This is a genomic window from Chimaeribacter californicus (assembly GCF_002858675.1).
Lineage (GTDB): Bacteria > Pseudomonadota > Gammaproteobacteria > Enterobacterales > Enterobacteriaceae > Chimaeribacter > Chimaeribacter californicus.
Map to the genome: position 1 here is coordinate 161,890 of NZ_PJZF01000006.1, position 17,509 is coordinate 179,398.

The following is a 17,509-nucleotide window of genomic DNA, read 5'->3' on the forward strand; positions in this document are numbered from 1 at the left end:
CTCATAGGCGCAGCTTATGGTAAAAATGCTCCCCCTTTTGGGTTAAGCACCAGCATTTTCAGCTGGATTTCCTGCACTTCAAGGTGATAAGCGCTCAGATTATCGCCATTCAGTAAGAAAGTTTTTTAGTTTTTTAGCGGTAGAAATCTCTGAGAACAAACTGTTACATCGAGACGATTCGCCTGCAAAGTATCCCTGCTCATTATTTAATCCTGAATATGTTAGAAAATGGTTTTTTTTATGTTTGTTTGCTGTTTCTCACACTCTGTGTAAATGCCCGTTGGTTATATTGACGTCACCCCAAACAGTTGCCAAATTGGTAGCCTCAGGGGTATGACCAGAGGATAGTTCGGGTGAATTCCACGCACCCGGACACGCCGGTAAACGCTTTCACCGGCACCCGCACCGTACTCCTTCAGACGCCTCCCGGCGTCAGCCGCAACCGGCCACCGAAAAAAACATTACAGGCCGGCTTGTACAAATAACACACAACACCACATCACAATCTATGGAGTAACGCGATGAGAATCTCCTTGGGAAAAACAGGGATACTGAAGTTTGGCATGGGCTTGCTTGCGCTGTCTGTGGCGGCGGGTGTACAGGCGAAAACCCTGGTCTATTGTTCAGAAGGGTCGCCGGAAGGCTTCAACCCGCAGCTGTTCACGTCCGGTACCACCTATGACGCCAGCTCCGTGCCGATCTACAGCCGTCTGGTGGAATTTAAAATTGGTACCACGGAGATTCAGCCCGGCCTGGCCGAAAAGTGGGAAATCAGCCCGGACGGCAAAACCTACACCTTCCACCTGCGCAAAGGCGTGAAGTGGCAGACCAGCAAAGATTTCAAGCCAACGCGTGATTTCAATGCGGACGACGTGCTGTTCTCCTTCAACCGCCAGAAAGACGAAGCCAACCCGTACCACAAAGTCTCCGGCGGCAGCTATGAGTACTTCCAGGGCATGGGTATGCCGGACCTGATCAGCAAGATTGAGAAAGTGGACGACTACACCGTGCGCTTCGTGCTGACCCGCCCGGAGTCGCCGTTCCTGGCCGATATGGCGATGGACTTCGCCTCGATCATGTCTTCGGAATATGCTGACAACATGCTGAAAGCCGGCACACCGGAGAAAATCGACCTGAACCCGGTCGGCACCGGCCCGTTCCAGCTGCTCCAGTACCAGAAAGATTCTCGCATCCTTTACAAAGCCTTTGACGGTTTCTGGGGCACCAAGCCGCAGATTGACCGCCTGGTCTTCTCCATCACGCCGGACGCCTCCGTGCGTTATGCGAAACTGCAGAAAAACGAATGCCAGGTGATGCCGTACCCGAACCCGGCTGACATCGCGGCGATGAAGAAAGACAAATCGATCAACCTGATGCAGCAACCAGGGCTGAACGTCGGCTACCTGTCGTTTAACGTTGAGAAAAAACCGCTGGATAACGTGAAAGTGCGTCAGGCACTGAGCATGGCGGTGAATAAGAAAGCGATTATCGACGCGGTCTACCAGGGTGCCGGCCAGTCCGCCAAAAACCTGATCCCGCCGACGATGTGGGGCTACAACAACGACGTCAAAGACTATGACTACAACCCGGAGCAGGCCAAGGCGCTGCTGAAAGAGGCCGGGATGGCAGACGGCTTCAGCATCGACCTGTGGGCGATGCCGGTGCAGCGCCCGTACAACCCGAACGCCCGCCGCATGGCGGAGCTGATCCAGTCTGACTGGGCGAAAATCGGCGTGAAAGCCAACATCGTGACCTATGAGTGGGGCGAATACCTGAAGCGCGCCAAAGCGGGCGAACACCAGACGGTCATGATGGGCTGGACCGGTGACAACGGGGACCCGGACAACTTCTTCGCCACCCTGTTCAGCTGCGATGCGGCCAAGCAAGGCTCGAACTACTCCAAATGGTGCTACAAGCCGTTTGAAGACCAGATCCAGCCGGCCCGCGCCGAATCCGATCACAACAAGCGCATCGAATACTACAAACAGGCGCAGGTCGTGATGCATGACCAGGCCCCGGCGCTGATCATCGCCCACTCCACCGTCTATGAGCCGGTGCGCAAAGAGGTGAAAGGCTACGTTGTTGACCCGCTGGGCAAACACCACTTCGAAAACGTCTCTATGGAGTGATGCCGCCACGGCATCCGGCACAGGCGCCCGGCCTGTGCCGTCCTGCTTTAATCGATGGATCGATATGTTACGACTGTGAGCTGTTGGGGCGCGGTTTTCCGCTGCGCCCGATTCAGATGTGAGCCTTAAATAAGCCCGGCGAGCTACGGTTCGCCGGGCATTTTATACAGAGAGTTCGGGTTATGTTTCAGTTCATACTCCGGCGTTTGGGGCTGGTTATCCCAACGTTTATCGGCATTACCCTGCTGACCTTCGCGTTTGTCCACCTGATCCCCGGTGACCCGGTGACCATCATGGCCGGCGAACGCGGCATCTCCGCCGAGCGCCACGCGCAATTGATGGCCGAGATGGGGCTGGACAAGCCCATGTACCAGCAGTACTTCCATTATATCAGCGGGGTGCTCCAGGGTGACCTCGGCATCTCGCTGAAAAGCCGCATCCCGGTCTGGGATGAGTTTGTGCCGCGGTTCCTCGCCACGCTGGAGCTGGGCATCTGCGCCATGCTGTTCGCGGTGGCGGTAGGTATTCCGGTCGGGGTACTGGCCGCGGTGAAGCGCGGGTCTATCTTCGACCACACCGCCGTCGGCATCTCGCTGACCGGCTATTCGATGCCGATCTTCTGGTGGGGCATCATGCTGGTGATGCTGGTCTCGGTACACCTGAACCTGACGCCGGTTTCCGGGCGCATCAGCGATACGGTGTTCCTTGACGACACCCTGCCGCTCACCGGCTTTATGCTGATCGACACATTCTTCTGGGGTGAGCCGGGCGACTTCAAAGACGCGGTGATGCACATGATCCTGCCGGCGATTGTGCTCGGCACCATCCCGCTGGCGGTCATTGTCCGCATGACCCGCTCCTCCATGCTGGAAGTGCTGGGTGAGGATTACATCCGCACCGCGCGCGCCAAGGGTGTGAGCCGGATGCGGGTGATCATCGTCCATGCGTTGCGTAACGCCATGCTGCCGGTGGTCACGGTGATTGGCCTGCAGGTCGGCACGCTGCTGGCCGGCGCCATCCTGACAGAGACGATTTTCTCCTGGCCTGGGCTGGGCCGCTGGCTGATCGATGCGTTGCAACGGCGTGACTACCCAGTGGTGCAGGGCGGGGTGCTGTTGATCGCCACCCTGATTATTCTGGTTAACCTGCTGGTAGATCTGCTCTACGGCGTGGTCAACCCACGTATCCGACACAAGAAATAGGGGGCGCACATGTCTCAAATCAGTGAGCCGGTCGGCACAGAGTCACAGCGCGGCACCGCACCGGTGCCGATGACCCCGATGCAGGAGTTCTGGCACTACTTTAAACGTAACAAAGGCGCGGTGGTGGGGCTGGCCTACATTATCATTATGCTGGTGCTGGCAATTGGTGCCGGTTTCCTCGCCCCGCACGCCCCGGCGGAACAATTCCGTGATGCGCTGCTGAAACCGCCGGTCTGGCAGGAGGGCGGCAGCTGGAAATTCCTGCTCGGCACCGATGACGTCGGCCGCGACATCCTCTCCCGCCTGATGTACGGCGCGCGGCTGTCGCTGCTGGTGGGCTGCCTGGTGGTGGTGCTGTCGTTGCTGATGGGCGTGGTGCTCGGCCTGCTGGCCGGGTACTTCGGCGGCATGACCGACATCATCATCATGCGCGTGGTGGACATCATGCTGGCGCTGCCGAGCCTGCTGCTGGCGCTGGTGCTGGTGGCGATCTTTGGCCCGTCGATTGTCAACGCCTCGCTGGCGCTGACCTTTGTGGCGCTGCCGCACTATGTGCGCCTGACGCGCGCGGCGGTGCTGGTGGAGGTTAACCGCGACTACGTCACCGCGTCTCGTGTGGCGGGTGCGGGCGCCATACGCCAGATGTTCGTCAACATCCTGCCCAACTGCCTGGCACCGCTGATTGTGCAGGCGTCATTGGGCTTTTCCAACGCCATCCTGGACATGGCGGCACTCGGCTTCCTCGGTATGGGCGCGCAGCCCCCGACGCCTGAGTGGGGCACAATGCTCTCCGATGTGTTGCAGTTCGCCCAGAGCGCCTGGTGGGTCGTGACCTTCCCCGGCGTGGTGATCCTGCTGACGGTACTGGCATTTAACCTGATGGGGGATGGCCTGCGTGATGCCCTCGACCCCAAACTCAAGCAGTAAGAGGACGCGAGATGTCTGCAACAGAAACGCCTATTCAGGCGCAAGCGCCAGCTTCCGCCACCAATAAAACCTTATTGACCGTGGATCAACTTTCGGTGCATTTCGGTGAAAAAACCGCGCCGTTCCGCGCCGTTGACCGCATCAGCTATCAGGTAAAGCAGGGCGAGGTGCTCGGGATTGTCGGCGAGTCCGGCTCCGGTAAGTCGGTGAGTTCGCTGGCGATCATGGGGCTGATTGATTTCCCCGGCCGCGTCATGGCGGAAAGGCTCGAGTTCAGCGGCCGCGACCTGCAAAAGATCAGTGAAAAAGAGCGCCGCCAGCTGGTGGGGGCTGACGTTGCCATGATTTTCCAGGACCCGATGACCAGCCTCAACCCGTGCTACACCGTGGGCTACCAGATCATGGAAGCGCTGAAAGTGCATCAGGGCGGCAATAAGAAAACCCGCCGCCAGCGCACTATCGACCTGCTGACGCAGGTGGGCATTCCCGATCCGGCCTCGCGGCTGGACGTTTACCCGCACCAGCTCTCCGGCGGCATGAGCCAGCGCGTAATGATCGCGATGGCGATCGCCTGCCGCCCGCAGTTGCTGATTGCCGACGAGCCGACCACCGCGCTCGACGTGACCATCCAGGCGCAGATCATTGAGCTGCTGCTGGAGCTGCAACAGCGTGAGAACATGGCGCTGATCCTGATTACCCACGATCTGGCGCTGGTGGCGGAAGCCGCGCACCAGATCATCGTGATGTATGCCGGGCAGGTGGTGGAAGTGGGCAAGGCCGAGGAGATCTTCCGGGCGCCGCGCCACCCTTATACCCAGGCGCTGCTGCGCGCCCTGCCGGAGTTCGCCACCGACAAAGCGCGGCTCGCCTCGCTGCCGGGCGTGGTGCCGGGCAAATATGACCGCCCGACCGGCTGCCTGCTCAACCCGCGCTGCCCGTATGCCACCGATCACTGCCGCGCCGTGGAACCGGCGTTACGCCAGATCCCCGGCCGCCAGTCCAAATGCCATTACCCGCTTGATGATGCCGGGAGACCGACTTATGACCACTAATGCGCCGCTGTTACAGGCGATTGACCTGAAAAAACACTACCCGGTGAAGAAAGGGCTGTTCGCCCCGGAGCGGATGGTAAAAGCGCTGGATGGCGTCTCGTTCACGCTGGAGCGCGGCAAAACGCTGGCGGTGGTGGGCGAGTCCGGTTGTGGTAAGTCCACGCTCGGGCGTTTGCTGACCATGATCGAAATCCCGACCGGTGGCGAGCTGTACTATCAGGGCCAGGATCTGCTGAAACCGGATGAGACGGCGGAAAAGCTGCGCCGCCAGAAGATCCAGATCGTGTTCCAGAACCCATATGGCTCGCTGAACCCGCGTAAAAAAGTGGGGCAGATTCTGGAGGAGCCGCTGCTGATCAACACCTCACTGAGCAGCGCTGAGCGGCGGGAAAAAGCGCTGGCGATGATGGCGAAAGTCGGCCTGAAAACCGAGCACTATGACCGCTACCCGCACATGTTTTCCGGCGGCCAGCGCCAGCGTATCGCCATCGCGCGCGGGCTGATGCTCAACCCGGACGTGGTCATCGCCGATGAGCCGGTCTCCGCGCTCGACGTGTCAGTGCGTGCGCAGGTGCTGAACCTGATGATGGATCTGCAACAGGAGCTGGGGTTGTCGTATGTGTTTATCTCGCACGACCTGTCGGTGGTGGAGCACATTGCTGATGAAGTGATGGTGATGTACCTCGGCCGCTGTGTGGAGAAGGGCACCAAAGAGGCGATCTTCAACAACCCGCGCCATCCGTACACCCAGGCGCTGCTCTCTGCCACGCCGCGCCTGAACCCGGACCAGCGCCGCGAGCGCATCAAGCTCACCGGCGAGCTGCCCAGCCCGCTTAACCCACCGCCGGGCTGCGCCTTCAATGCCCGCTGCCGCCGGGCGTTCCACGTCTGCCCGCAGCAGCAGCCGCAACTCAAGCAGTACGGCGACCAGCTGGTGGCCTGCTTCGCGGTGGATCAGGACGAGCAGGAAAAGGCGAAACAACCGAGCCCGGCACTCGGCTAAGGGCCGGTTCATCCAACCAGGGCGCGGGTCATCGCGCCCTTTTTTATGGGCGCTATCCGCACCACCGATCAAGTAGCGTACAAGTAACCGATCAAGTAGAGTAGAAGCCCCGCTCTTTTTACATGTACTGATCATCATGAACCACCGCCAGGTATCGCGTTACGTCCCACCCTTTACCCTTACGCCCGACATCCTTGACCGGGTCGCGGCTATCAGTGAATTGCTGGGGCGGTGGTCAATCTCGCCGCACGATATCTTTACGCCTCAACTGCGCCGGGGTAACCAAATCCGCACCATCCAGGCCTCACTGGCCATTGAGAACAATACCTTGTCGCTGGAGCAGGTCACGGCCGTGCTGGAAGGAAAACGGGTGCTGGGGTTGCCGCATGAGATTCAGGAAGTACGCAATGCGTTTGCCGCCTATGCGCGCATGGCGCAGTGGCAACCTTACTCGGTGGCGCATCTGCTTCAGGCGCATGGGATGTTGATGCATGGGCTGGTCGATCATGCCGGCCATTTCCGGCAGGGCGGCGTAGGGATTTACCGTGATAAAAAATTGATTCATATGCCGCCGCCGGCCGATCGCGTGCCGCTGTTAATACGCGACCTGCTGGCGTGGTGCCGGGCGACCACCGTGCATCCGATCATTATCAGCTGTGTTTTTCACTATGAGTTTGAATTTATCCACCCGTTTGCTGACGGCAATGGCCGCATGGGGCGGCTGTGGCAATCCCGGTTATTGAGTGAATGGCAGCCGATGTTTGCTTTTTTGCCGGTGGAGTCAGTGATTAATGCGCGGCAGGAGGAGTATTACCGGGCGCTGTCAGACGCTGACCGGCATGCGGAGGCTACCCCATTCATTGCATTCATGCTTGCTGCCTTGCTGGAAGCGATGCAGGAGATCCATGCGGTCATCGAGCCGGTTGTGCATGTCAGTGAGGCAATCGCGGCGTTACTGGCAGCGCTCTACCGCAGCCCGCCGTTGAAGAGTGCGGAACTGATGCCTTTGACCGGACTGCGGCACCGGCCGACCTTCCGCAAAAATGTGCTGGAACCGGCGCTGAGCGCAGGGTGGGTTGCCATGAGCCACCCGGATTCGCCACGCAGCCCACAGCAGCGTTATCACTTGACGGCCGCCGGGGAGCGCCTTTTGTCCACCTTACCGGCATAAAAAAACCGGGTTGCCCCGGTTTTCTATGCCTCCACAGGCTATGGCTGCAGTGACCAGTAAGCGAGCTGCTGGAGGGCAGAGGAGTAGTAGCCGTCATCCGGCATCAGGGTGTCCTTCACATAGAAGTTATTGCCCAGCGTGACATCCCGGATCGCCAGCATCCCCGGCGAGAGCGGATAGTCGGCTTTTGCCCCGCTCTGCACATCAATAAAGGCCGGGGTGTTTTCACGCGGGTAGCCCTGCCAGTAACGGATAAAGGGTTGCAGCGCCGGGGAGTTCGGTTCCGCCCAGCTGATGTAAAGCGGGATGCGGACAGCATCGTAGCTGAAGCGCGGCGGCCAGCCTTTGCCCGGCGTCAGGGTGCCGTCGGCCTGCATTGTCACCCAGTCCGTCGGCAGGCCGGTTTTGCCGAAATTCATCTGCTTCAGCAGCGCCAACCCGTCATCATTCAGGGATTTCCACACCTTCAGGTGGCTGTGCTGGTAGAACGCTTTCCACGCCGGGAAGAGGAAATAGGAGGGGTTGAGCGTGATGGTGCTGGTGTGGTTAAAGCCGTAAATACCCGGCAACATCACGGTATAACCGGCGAATTCGATGACATTGTGCTTCACAATCGCCGCCTGCAATTTCTCTGAGGCGTCGGTATACACCGTGTTACCCCATTTGTCACCGGCCAGCAGCAGCGCCCACGCCATCAGCATGTCACCATCTGAGGCGTTGTTTTTATCCGCCACCTTGTCTTTGGCATCCGGGTCATAACGCCAGGCGTACAACCCCACCTCTTTGCGGTAGAGGGTCTTGTCCGCCCATTTCCACAGCTGGTCAAAGGTTGCGCGATCGTCATTGAACACCGCCAGCAGCATGCTGAAACCCTGTCCTTCGGTATGGCTGACATTACGGTTGGCGGTGTCGATGATCCTGCCGTCCGGCATCAGGAAACGTGTTTTGTACTGATCCCAGCCATCCTCCTGCGCACAGGCCAGCGAAGAGAACAGACTGAGCGCCAGCCCGAAAATCAGCGCCATGCGGCGTACGGTACTCATCATCAGTGGGTATCCCTATAAACAGGGCCGCACCGGGAGGGCGCAGCCGGGTAACGGCCTCAGAGGCCGGTCTGGTAACGGAACATCAGGGTGTGCTGCGGCTCTGGCCCCTGCCAGCGCAGCGGTACCTGCTCATGGCCGCCCTGCGCCTGCAACCAGACGGCGTACGTGCCCTCCAGCACGGCGGCAAAGGCCGCCTGCCAGCTCCCCTGGTCGGCATGGGGCGCCTGCGGCCAGGCGATGTGCGCCAGCGTCAGGCTGCGGTCGCCCGGCAGCAGCGTCACTTCACCCCAGTCAAACCCGGCCAGCAGCCGGTTGAGGTTGTCCTCCAGCTCGCCCACGGTGCGGCAGGCGGGCAGCGGGTGGCGGCGCGCCAGGTCACCGCCCATCAGGCGCAGGAACTGGTGGCCGTCTTCGCCTTCCGCCGTGGCCAGAATGCCGGAAAACAGGGTCTGAACCAGATCCTGCCAGCCCGGTTTGCACTGGCGGCGCTGGTGGTAGGCGAGCTGTTGCGCGTGGGCGTCTTGCATCAAATTACTCATTCCACGTTATTTCCTGTCGAGCAGATAGCGGAAATAGAGTTCCGCCCTGCTTTCATTGTAGTCACCAAAGGTGTCGTAACCCACTTTCCCGCCTACGATCATGTTGCGGTTCAGGTGGTAATTGCCTGCCGCCCCGAGATTCCAGCCGATGCCGTTTTCGCTGCTGCCGCCGTAGTACGCTTCGGTGCCGTAACCGGCCGCCACCAGCGACTCAAGCTGCGACTGGAGCGCCGGGTCATCCGGGAAGTAGGCGCTTTTGTCTTTCGAGTAGGACTGGTAACCCACGGACGCATTCAGCTTCAGGTCCCAGTCATCCATTTTCTGCGTGTACTCTACCGGGAAGGCGACGCTGACATAGTTCTGCGGGCTGAAATAGCCGCCCTGGCCATAGCTGAAGTAGCTGAGGTTTTTCGAGAAATCCATATAGCCGACGTTAACGCCGGTTTTCAGCTCGCGATCGTCAAGGCGGTAAGGGCGCACATACAGCCCGGCGTTGGTCTCAATGCTCTGGTTCGAGGCGACGTGGTTACCGAGGTAGCTGTAATAGCCCACCCCGGCGTAGAACCCGGCGTCGCCGTTGTCATAGGAGAGGTTGAGGCTGCCGCCGTTTTTGGTGACTTGCCCCCACTTTTTGCCGCTGTAGGTGTCTTCGGTGCCGACGTAAGAGAGCAGGCTGTCCGTGACGGCGCGGCGTTCCGCGGTCATGGTCAGCGTGGTGAAGTCGCCAAGCTTCGGCGACCACTGCACGCCGCCCACCAGCGAGTTGAGATCCTGCCCCAGCGGGGTGGAGCCGATGTCCGCTTTATAGTGATCGCCGCTCACCGCCAGCGCCAGTTCCACGCCGGAGGCGTTCTGGTTGCCCGATGCCGGCGCGCTGTAGGTGGTGGGGTCAGCACCGGTAATGGTGGTGTAAGCGGCACACTGCGCGGAGGTGGCATTGGTGCCGCAGTTGGCGATGTAGCCGGCAGCGGCGGCCGTTTGCAGTTTCGCCAGCGAGCTGTAGCTGGCGATGTCCAGCCCGGCCGCCGTGGCCGCTGCCGCGACGGTCTCTTTCGCCGATTGCGCCTGCGCCAGCGCGCCCTGGCCGAAGCGGGCGTTGCCGGTAGCACTGCTGCTGCCGGCGCTGAGCGACACCGGCGTGGCGGTGAAGCTGACGCGCGCGCTGTCAAACGGCTCGGCCGAGAAGGTCATCGGCGCTTTTGCCTCGGTCAGTTGGCTGAGGCCGCTTTCGCCATCACGCCCACGGATCGAGAGGCCGCCCTGTGCCCAGGTGGCGTGCTGTTCCTGCAAATCGTCCAGCATCGCATCGACCTGTTTCAGCGTCGCGGACTGGCGCGCCAACAGCGGAGACACCGGTGCGCCGGGGATCTGGCCGCCGTTGAGGGTGGCGTCAGATTGCTGCCACGGCAACACGCTGCCGTAGGCGGAGGCGGTGGTTGGGCGGTTGCCGCGGGTGGTGCGGTTGATAAACGGGTTATCGGCCAGCGCCAGCCCGGCAATGGACGGCGACCCACTGCCGTCTGCGCCCGCAAGGCCAATCATTTTGCCCTTGGCCGAGCGCAACAGGGCAAGGGCCTGATCGTGATCGCCTTGTGCCTCGGCCACCCGTGCCGCCTGCAACAAGCGCTGCGGCGTGCGCGGGCCGGTGAAGCCGCCCATTAACTGACGCGCCCGCGGAATGTCGTTTTCGGCCAGCGCCACGTCAACCGCGCCTGCGCGGGCGTCCTGCGTGGGGGTGTCGCGGGTCAGCAGGTAGTCATAGACCTGGCCGGCCTCTTTATTCATGTTGCCGGACTGGTAGAGGCGCGCCATCGCCAGCATCAGGTCGCGGTTCTGCGGGTCATTTTGCAGTGCGACAATCAGCTTGTCGTAAGCGGCGGCATTCTGCCCCTGCTCACGCAGCTGATCCGCCTCGTTGATCACAAAGCCGGTACGTAACGCACTGATTTGTTGTGGGGAGCTGCCGGCCTGAATCGCCGGGTTGCTGAGCCAGGCATCCGCCTCGCTGCTCAGCCCGGCGGCGTTCAGCACGCTAATCTGGTCGGCGTAATCCCCGGCATTGCCTTTCACGCCCTGCTGCATACTCTGGTGCACCAGCGCCACTGCGCCGTGAGTGTCTCCGGCGGAAAGCAGCCCTTTCGCCAGCGCGCCGCTGTCGGCCGGGCTGGCGGGCGGCGTTTGTGCCAGCGCATGCAGGGTGTTGGCAGCGGCGGTGACGTTGCCGCTTTGCAGGTAGGCATTGGCGGCGGCCATCTGCCGGTTGAAATTCGCCCGCCCGGCCAGCTCGCGCATCGCCGCCGTGCGGCTGCGCGCCGGAATACGCGCCAGTAAGGTGTCGGTTTGCGGCCAGTTGCCGTTCTCCGAGGCAAACAGCGCGGCGGCGTAAGTGGCGCTGGCCGGGGCGTTGGGTTCAGCGGCCGGGGCCATCAGCGCCTGGGCCTGCGCGCTGTCACCCAGTTTGGTCAGGATGCGCGCCTTGTCGAGCGTTACCCAGACGTTGTCCGGCTGCTTCTCCTGCGCCTGTTGCAGCAGCAGCAGGGCGCGTTGCGGGTTATTGGCCTGCACCGCCTCCGCTGCCTCACGGCGCAGCGGATCCACGTTCACCCCGGCCGGTTGCGCCCGGGGCCGCAGCGCCGCTGGCAGGGTTTGCAGCACCGCGTCGGCCCCGGCGGTGTCGCCCTGCTGGCGCAGCACATAATAAAGCCCGGTTTTGGCGTCATTGTCCTCGCTGTTGCGCGTCAGTAGCGCGCGGTAGAGTTGCGCGGCCCCCGGCAGATCGCCGGTGCGGCGCAGCAGGTCAGCCCGGAACAGGGCCGCCGCCGTGCCTTTGTCACCGGCTTCGGCGGTCAGTGGCGCGGAGAGGGCAAGCGCCCGGTCCGTATCACCGGCGGTCACGGCTTTCTTGGCCTCGGCCAGCGCGGCATAGAAGTGGGCATCCTGCGCCTGGGTGCGCCACTTCTCGCCCTCCGGCCCGCCCTGTTGGGCGGCGCGGCTCAGGTACTCCTCCGCTTTGGCAAAGTTGCCGTTGCGCTGGGCGATGTAACCCAGCCCGGCCAGCGCGTCGGCGTCGTCCGGGTTGGTAGCCAGCACGGAGGCAAATTTAGCCTGCGCATCCCCGGTATTGCCGCTGTTGAGGGCGGTAAAGCCTTCGCCTTTGGCCGCTCCGCCGACATTTTTCTGGAAGTAGGCCATCACGCCGCTGTCGTTCGGGTGCTGCTGCTGATAGGCCTCATAGAGCGGCCGATCCTCCGGCTGCGGGGTGAGCCACAACAGCGCCTGACGCTGGGCAGCGGCGGCATCGGTGCTTTTCTCCGACAAACCGGCCAGCAAACTGATGCCGTCGCGGCGTGTGGCGGCCTGGTAGGTCATCGCTTTACCCAGCGCCAGCCGCGCCGCGCTGTCTGTTGGCCGGGCATTGACCCGCGCCTTCAGGCCGTCGATGGCCTGCGGCAGCAGCGTCTGGTCACCGGCCATCGTCAGGTAATATTCGTCGGCCAGGCTCTCCGGCGGCGTGCTGCCGCTGAACAGCGTGCGGTAGGCCTCGAGCGCCTGGCCCACGGCACCGCGGGCGGCCAGCTGGCGTGCGGTGGCGAGCTGCGTCGGCGGGATCGCCTGCACCGCGCTGGCGTTGTCGAGCGCGTTTAAACGCGGGTCGCCCGGCGAGGCCGCGCTGAGTTTCTGCCGCCACTGCGCAGCAGCGGCTTTGTCACCGCCCTGCATCGCGTACAGCGACATCAGGTAGAGCGCCTCCGGGTTGTTGGCCTCCACCATCAGCACCTTTTGCAGCGCGTCTTTCGCCAGCTCGTCGTGCGCTTTCTCATGCCAGTAAGCCGCCTGGTCAAACAGCGCTTTCAGCGCCGGGTTGCTCTCTGCGGCCGTGGCGGGCAGCACTGCCAGCCCGGCGGCCCACAGGGCGAGGCGAAGGCGCGACGGGGTCAGAAAGGGCAAAGGGCGTACCCTCGGGTTACTCGTTTTCATCAGGGAAGTCCTTGCCGGCGGAGCCGCGATGCGGGGCCAGACGCTGTGCCGCATGGCGGGCCAGCAATAGATAAAGACTCAAACCGATCGCCGCAGCGAACAGCAATGTCACCAGCGACAGCACCACAATGTGCTGGCTGGCGTACCAGACAATCATCAGGTACCACGGCAGCTGGCCGACCGGGAACTGCGGGCCGACGCGGAAACTGCGCACGCCGTTCTCATCGGTAATCACCGCCAGATCGCCGCGCACTCCGGCGTTGATCGCCGCGGTGTTCAGGTCCTGGTTAATCTTCAGCAGTTCGTGGTCATCGGTGGCGGTCGCCAGCACCACCACGCGGTTTTTCGCCCAGGCAGACGGGAAGCTGACGAAGCCGCGCCACGCCTCGGTGGAGGAGAGATAGCGATCGGCCTCGACCGGCGTGCGGAACCAGTCGCCGGTGGCCCAGGCTTTCAGGCGCGTTGGCATGTCCGGCGTGCGTACCGTCAGCGTGTCGTTTTCCGGCTGGAACGGCGTGCCGTCCAGCAGGCGCTCTGTAAACGCCTTGTCATGCAGCGAAGCGACCGCCAGCACGTCCCGGTTTGTAGCGTCACCCGGCACGCCGAACGCCACCTGCACCTGCGCCACCGGCACGCCGGTGGCATTGCCGGCCCGGCCCATCAGGCCCAGCAGGGTGTGCAGCTCCGCTGCGCCCGGTCTGGCGGGCAGCAGCAGCAGCGTCTGCGAAAAGTCCGCCAGCCGTGAGAACGGGAAGGAGGCACCGACGTAGTAAGAGAGGTTCGGCAACTGCGAGAAGTGGTGGGTGTGCGTCAGGTCAATCGTCGAGTCGTCGTCGATCCGGCTCTTGATGTTGTTGCTGGTCAGGAGGTTGCAGGGCGCATCCTTTTTCGGCGCAATGGCGTAATAGAACGTCAGCTGGTTGTCGCCGTAGATCAGGTAAGGTGCCAGCCGCAGCGTGGTGTTCTCCTGCCGGGTGTCGCCGCCGAGGGTGCGCCAGGCGCTCTCCACCAGCCCGTTTTTATTGACCGTGAGGTTGCGCAGGAAGGTGCCGTTGATCGAGACATTCAGCTGCGATTTATCCTCATCAATCCAGTTTTCCGTCGGGAAACGGTAGCCGAGGTGCACCGGGATGGTGTCACCGTCCCACATAAAGAGATCCGGCGCGGCGCGGAACGCCACATGGATGCTGTCATGGTAGATGCCGTTGGTGGTCAGGGCATCCGGGCCGGTGACCAGGCTTTTCAGCGACACCGGCGCGCGGGTATTGATCCAGCGCGGCGCGTCATAGGGCTGGCGCGTCGGGATGGCGTGCGGCACCACCGCCAGCGTGCCCCGGCCGGTAGGCAGCGGCGCGCTCACCAGCCGCCACGCCGCCTGGCGCAGCTGCTGTTCGTTATTGCCCAGCACCAGCAGCAGCTTATAAACCGGGTTGAGCGGGTTGTCGATCACCTGAAGCATCGGGCCGGTGGCGGCGGGCAGTGTCAGCGTGCCGATGCGGTCGCCCGGTTTACCGAACACAATGCCGTTCTGTTCCGGCAGGCTGTCGAGCGCCACCGGGAAATCGATGCCGCGATAATCGGAGCGCATCCCGAGGTAGGAGGCGACGGTGGCCGCGGCGCTGACCTCAGCGGGTTGCAGCGACGCCGGGAACACCATAGTGACCTGGGACGCCGTCATCTGGAGCGGATCAAAGAACGGACGCGGGAAGTGGCCGAGGTCGCGGCCGATGTTCAGCCGCTGCCCCTCCAGTTGCAGCCGGGTTGTCGGCAGCACCGTGACCCAGTATTCATCTGACTGGTCGCGATCGCACTGCATGGCGTTGCTGTCCTGCACCTGGAAACTCAGGTTGTTGCTGGAGACCACCATCGCCGCCGGAATATCAACCTCATATTCATTGTTGCCGCTGCCGTCGCCGGTCAGCGGCAGCGCACCGAGCGGCTGGCCGTTAAGCATCAGTTGCAGGCTGGTGTCACGCGCCAGCAGGGCAGGGGAGACTTTGAGCGCCAGCGTCAGGCGGGCGTTGGTCATCACCTGGTCGCCCGGCAGGGTGAAGATGATGCCGGAATGCAGCTGGCCGCCGCTCAGGGTCAGGCCGTTCTGCTGGCCCATCTCCGCCAGCGTCAGGCGGGTGGACACGCCCTGCGCCAGGGCGGTGTCCGGCACAGCGGCGGGCGGCACCGCCATGTCCGGGGCAGGCGGTGCGGCGTCCGGTTGCGGGGCGTTGTCCGTGGGGCGCGGCAGCGTGGAGAGATCCAGCGCGGCCGGTTCCGCCTGGCCGACAGCCAGCGGCAGCAGGGCGAGGCCGGTCGCCAGCCACGGGCGGGGGCGGCGCAACGCCGCGAAAAGTCGCATCGGGTTCATCAGGCGGCCTCACCCTTATTGAGTTTTGCGCTGCGGCGGCGTGCCTTGCGCTCTTTCCAGGTGTGGTAGAAGAGTTCAAACACACAACGCACGATGCCCATCAGCGAATGCAGCGGGCGATCTTTCGGATGCGGCGGCTCAATCCAGGCGTCGGCACGCGCCAGCACCACCCGCACCAGCTCGCGGCGGCGGGAGAGCGGCATCTCACCGAATTGCAGGCGGATGACGTCATCACTGGCGTCGATCAGGCTCACCGGGATGCAGACCGCGCCCGATTGCAGCAGGATTTCCACCTCTTCAATCACATCATGCTGGTAGCGGTCGTCCGGCGTGACCAGCTTGACCCCGCCCATCGACATATCCACCGTGGTGGTACGCACCGAGATGCCGCTGGCGTAATGCACAATTGCCGGCAGCGCCACATCGATACGGATGGTTTTGCGCACCTGGCGCGTCTCTTTGGCCACGGCAATCGCCGCCAGCAGGATCAGCACGCTGAAGCAGCCCCAGCCGATGTTGAGCGCCATCACTTTCGGGTCTACGCCGAAGTAGTTGTGCGCCACGGCACGGACGATACCCGCCACAATCCCGGCCAGCATCATCACCACCACAATGACGTGCGGTTTCACGATGTTGAAATCAAAGAAGCCGTTGTCGAGCAGGCCGCCCTTGTCAGTGACGTTGAACTTGCCGTGTTTCGGGGAGATAAGCGTCAGCAGCGTCGGGATCACCAGGTGGAACGCCATCACCGTCTCATAGATTTCACCCCAGAAGGCGTAACGGTAGCGGCCGTTCATCCGTGAGTTGATGTACACCGACATCAGCAGGTGCGGCAGCATGTAGGCGAAAATCATTGAGGCTGAGGAGGCGATAATGTTCTGGTTAAACAGCAGGTAGGCCATCGGCGCGGTGAGGAAGATCACCCGCGGCAGGCCGTACTGGAAGTGCAGCATGGCATTGAGGTAGCAAAGGCGTTGCGGCCAGCTCAGCCCGCGGCCGAACAGCGGGTTATCAACGCGGAAAATCTGCGTCATGCCGCGCGCCCAGCGGGTACGCTGGATCACATGCAGGCCGAGGCGCTCCGTCGCCAGCCCGGCGGCCAGCGGCAGCGCCAGGAACGCGGAGTTCCAGCCCAGTCGCTGCATTTTCAGCGCCGTATGCGCATCTTCGGTGACGGTTTCCACCGCGAAGCCGCCAATCTCTTCCAGCGCCACCCGGCGGATCACCGCGCAGGAGCCGCAGAAGAAGGTGGCGTTCCAGTTGTCGTTGCCCTGCTGAACCGGGCCGTAGAACAGCGCGCCCTCGTTCGGGATATGGCGCGCCGCCGACAGATTGCGCTCAAACGGATCGGGCGAGTAGAAGTAGTGCGGCGTCTGCAGCAGCGCCAGCCGCTCCTCTTTCAGGAAGCTGCCGACGGTGGCTTGCAGGAAAGCGCGGGTCGCCACGTGGTCGCAGTCAAAGATACAGATCAGCTCGCCTTTGGTCAGCGTCAGGGCGTGGTTCAGGTTCCCGGCTTTGGCGTGGCGGTTGTCGTTGCGGGTGATGTAGCCGACGCCCGCGTCGGCGGCGAACACCGCGAACTCGTCACGTTTGCCGTCATCCAGCACGTAGATTTTCAGCTTATCTTTCGGGTAGTCGATGCATTGCGCCGCCAGCACCGTGTCACGCACCACGTCGAGGCTTTCGTTATAGCTCGGCACATAGATGTCCACCGTCGGCCACAGGCTCATGTCATCCGGCAGCGGTTCGATGGTGCGTTTCAGCGGCCAGGTGGTTTGCAGGTAGCCGAGCAGCAGGATCACCCAGACATACAGCTCCGCCGCAAACAGGCCGATGCCGAGCACCGCCTCGATGGTGGAGTTAAAGTGCAGCGTCTCGGTGGCGCGCCAGTAAATGTAGCGGGTGGACATCAGGATCGACATCACCACCATGATCACACTGACTTTTTTGCTTTTGTTCAGGCCGAGCAGGAACAGCATGCCGATGCCGAGCAGGCCGAAAATGTACTGCTTTTCGCTGTCGAGCGGCGTGACGATGACCAGCAGGGCCACCGGCAGCAGCAGGAGCAGCAGCAGGGAAAACAGGAGTTTGTTCATGACG

11 protein-coding genes are annotated in these 17,509 nt (G+C 62.4%); 6 read left to right on the top strand and 5 right to left on the bottom strand.

The window, feature by feature from the left end; translation table 11 throughout:
* Window positions 1-521 precede the first annotated feature (521 nt).
* The 6 genes from dppA to CYR55_RS09700 all read left to right on the top strand — a co-directional run bounded on the left by dppA (window position 522) and on the right by CYR55_RS09700 (window position 7,484).
* Window positions 522-2,129: a dipeptide ABC transporter periplasmic-binding protein DppA gene (dppA, locus tag CYR55_RS09675; protein ID WP_101815932.1), complete on the top strand. Its 1,608-nt coding sequence runs from the start codon at window positions 522-524 to the stop codon at window positions 2,127-2,129.
* 182 nt (window positions 2,130-2,311) lie between these two features.
* A complete protein-coding gene (gene dppB / locus CYR55_RS09680) occupies window positions 2,312-3,331 on the top strand; it encodes a dipeptide ABC transporter permease DppB (RefSeq protein ID WP_101815933.1) in 1,020 nt (339 codons plus the stop codon).
* 9 nt (window positions 3,332-3,340) lie between these two features.
* Window positions 3,341-4,258, top strand: coding sequence for a dipeptide ABC transporter permease DppC (gene dppC, locus CYR55_RS09685; protein ID WP_101815934.1), 918 nt, complete (start codon window positions 3,341-3,343; stop codon window positions 4,256-4,258).
* 11 nt (window positions 4,259-4,269) lie between these two features.
* A complete protein-coding gene (gene dppD / locus CYR55_RS09690) occupies window positions 4,270-5,310 on the top strand; it encodes a dipeptide ABC transporter ATP-binding protein (protein ID WP_101815935.1) in 1,041 nt (346 codons plus the stop codon).
* Window positions 5,300-6,313 (top strand): dipeptide ABC transporter ATP-binding subunit DppF, encoded by a 1,014-nt coding sequence (gene dppF, locus CYR55_RS09695; RefSeq protein WP_101815936.1) that lies wholly within the window; start codon window positions 5,300-5,302, stop codon window positions 6,311-6,313. The genes dppD and dppF overlap by 11 nt, the downstream gene beginning before the upstream one ends.
* A gap of 136 nt (window positions 6,314-6,449) precedes the next feature.
* Window positions 6,450-7,484 (top strand): Fic family protein, encoded by a 1,035-nt coding sequence (locus CYR55_RS09700; RefSeq protein WP_101815937.1) that lies wholly within the window; start codon window positions 6,450-6,452, stop codon window positions 7,482-7,484.
* A gap of 38 nt (window positions 7,485-7,522) precedes the next feature.
* Here the strand turns inward: CYR55_RS09700 and CYR55_RS09705 are convergent, their stop codons facing one another.
* The 5 genes from CYR55_RS09705 to bcsA are packed head-to-tail and all read right to left on the bottom strand — an operon-like array spanning window position 7,523 to window position 17,505.
* The gene (locus CYR55_RS09705) at window positions 7,523-8,527 is read right to left on the bottom strand and encodes a family 8 glycosyl hydrolase (protein WP_101815967.1); all 1,005 of its coding nucleotides are present in this window, start codon (window positions 8,525-8,527) and stop codon (window positions 7,523-7,525) included.
* A gap of 59 nt (window positions 8,528-8,586) precedes the next feature.
* On the bottom strand, window positions 8,587-9,057 hold the full coding sequence (gene bcsD, locus CYR55_RS09710) for a cellulose biosynthesis protein BcsD (RefSeq protein WP_101815968.1): 471 nt from the start codon (window positions 9,055-9,057) through the stop codon (window positions 8,587-8,589).
* Window positions 9,058-9,075: 18 nt separating this feature from the next.
* Window positions 9,076-13,047 carry a cellulose biosynthesis protein BcsC gene (locus CYR55_RS09715; RefSeq protein WP_101815938.1) on the bottom strand — a complete coding sequence of 1,324 codons (3,972 nt, stop codon included), beginning with the start codon at window positions 13,045-13,047 and terminating at the stop codon, window positions 9,076-9,078.
* A complete protein-coding gene (gene bcsB / locus CYR55_RS09720) occupies window positions 13,034-15,400 on the bottom strand; it encodes a cellulose biosynthesis cyclic di-GMP-binding regulatory protein BcsB (RefSeq protein WP_241522120.1) in 2,367 nt (788 codons plus the stop codon). The genes CYR55_RS09715 and bcsB overlap by 14 nt, the downstream gene beginning before the upstream one ends.
* Window positions 15,401-15,408: 8 nt before the next feature.
* Entirely contained in the window at window positions 15,409-17,505 is a 2,097-nt protein-coding gene (gene bcsA / locus CYR55_RS09725; protein WP_101815940.1) for a UDP-forming cellulose synthase catalytic subunit, read from the bottom strand.
* Window positions 17,506-17,509: the final 4 nt, after the last annotated feature.